Annotated in this window: 2 protein-coding genes; both read left to right on the top strand. The window is 25.2% G+C overall.

Annotated elements, in window-relative coordinates:
- Positions 1-1034: AAA family ATPase (locus AC4AGG_RS16205; protein ID WP_489773061.1), on the top strand; the 1034-nt coding region annotated here is incomplete at its 5' end.
- An 11-nt stretch (positions 1035-1045) separates the two neighbouring features.
- Entirely contained in the window at positions 1046-1885 is an 840-nt protein-coding gene (locus tag AC4AGG_RS16200; protein ID WP_489773060.1) for a hypothetical protein, read from the top strand.
- The last annotated feature ends 79 nt before the right edge of the window (positions 1886-1964 follow it).

Here is a 1964-nt window from a genome sequence, read left to right as displayed (position 1 = left end):
AAACAGAGATAAACGACTATCAATTAATTTTGGATTGTTATGCAGAAGATTATTTTTTCACTTTAAAGATAGAGGATAATATTAATGAGTTTATTTCAAATTCAAAAATTAAAATTGAAGAATATAAAAATCAAACTGTAACTACAAAAGAAGCAGTTGATAAAATTAATATTATCTTAAAGAATAGTGGATTTCAAGGGTTTTCCATAGAAGAGAAATTAGTAGAAAATAAAATTTCACAATATTATCTAAAAAGGGATAATAATAACTCAAGTAATGTCTTTAAAACTCTAAGTGAGGGAGAGAAGAACTTCATCTCATTTTTATATTTTTTTCAATTATGCTTAGGAACAGATAATAAAAATGAAACTACAAAAAAGAAAATCATAGTAATTGATGACCCTGTTTCTAGTTTGGATAGTCAAGTGCTTTTTATTGTTACTACTCTAATCCACCAGTTAATAGAGAAAAAAGGAAAGTCAGAGAAAAACAATCCTCAGCATTTAGAATTGAAAAATCCAAATATTCAACAAGTTTTCATCTTGTCTCACAACATTTACTTTCATAAAGAGGTATCTTTGTATTATAGACCTATTTGTTATGACAAATCTTTCTATTTTATTTATAAATTAAACAATGTTACAAAAATTGAGCATAAAGGAGATAAAAACATTGTATTAAATGATTACTCGCTTTTATGGAGTACTTTAAAAGATTTAAAAGAAAACACAGATAGCATACAGAACATTACAATATGTAACATAATGAGAAGAATACTTGAAAGTTATATCAGCTTTACAAGAATAGGAAAGGATAATTGGGAGGTTTTAACCAATTTATCTGTTGAAGACCCCAAATATATAATTTGCAGTGCTTTAATTTCAGACATGAATGATGGAAGCCACAAAGTATCACCATTAGATGATATGTACTTTCAAAGAGTAGTGAATATAAATCCACAAATTTTATATGATTCTTTTGAATTAATCTTTAAAGAAATTGCAGATAGTCATTATGAAGCAATGATGGTGTAAATTTGCAAAATATGAATACATTAGAATTTTTAAAAAGCCTAAATAGTACTACTGATAAAATCAACAAGAGTATTAATCCTTTAAAATTTAATGAATGGCTACCAAAGATAAATACTGGTATAGCCTTTAATGAATTGATGAAAGGAATGAGTTATCATAATAACTTTATCCATAATGATTTGCTAGAATTATCAAAACGTGTAAGCTGGAATTATGATTTTAATAAAACAGTCATGAGCCAACTAAACAATAGCATGGCAATGAATATTAACAATGCTATTTTTGATAAAATTAATTCTGTTGGTTATTGGGGGAATATTGCTAAACTATCACTGATAAATGGAAGTCAGATTTTTATTGATGATGATGAATTATTTGTTTCAGAAATAATTGAAAACAATATAGATGTAATAAATGATAATATTCAGCTTATAGAGAATAACCCTCTTGAATTTTTTAATCATTTATTTCAAGCTATTAAAACCTATATTGATAAAAATCCATCAATAAAATACTCCTCTCAATTTGTAATATGGTTGATTGGATATATACTACTACCAATAGTAATTGCAAAACTTACTCAAAACACTAATGAAACACCTACTGTAAACCAAATTTTCAATTCATATACTATAAATAATTATTCTACAGAAAACATAAATTTTAAGATTAATTGCAAATCTATATCATTAAAAAATCATCCAAGAGATAATTCAAAATCAGTATCTAACCTATTCAAAAATGATAAGGTTAAAATTTTAAAAGACAGTTTGAAATGGGCTTTCGTTATAAAAGAAAATTCTGTAGAAACTGGATGGATTAGAAAAGAATTTTTAGATTTAAAAAAATGAAAAAAGAGAATTATAATATATAAAGTATGCAAAAAGAGAACTTAAGATTGGTAGAATTTACTCTACAAACTAACACATT

The sequence above is a fragment of the Chryseobacterium sp. CG10_8 genome, from assembly GCF_058117085.1.
The sequence above is the reverse complement of the archived record's forward strand: the minus strand, read 5'-3'. Positions and strand labels throughout refer to the sequence as shown.

What these genes read in the sequence shown, in the direction of transcription:
- AC4AGG_RS16200 (WP_489773060.1), top strand. Translation starts at nt 1,046, where the DNA reads ATGAATACATTAGAATTTTTAAAAAGCCTAAATAGTACTACTGATAAA.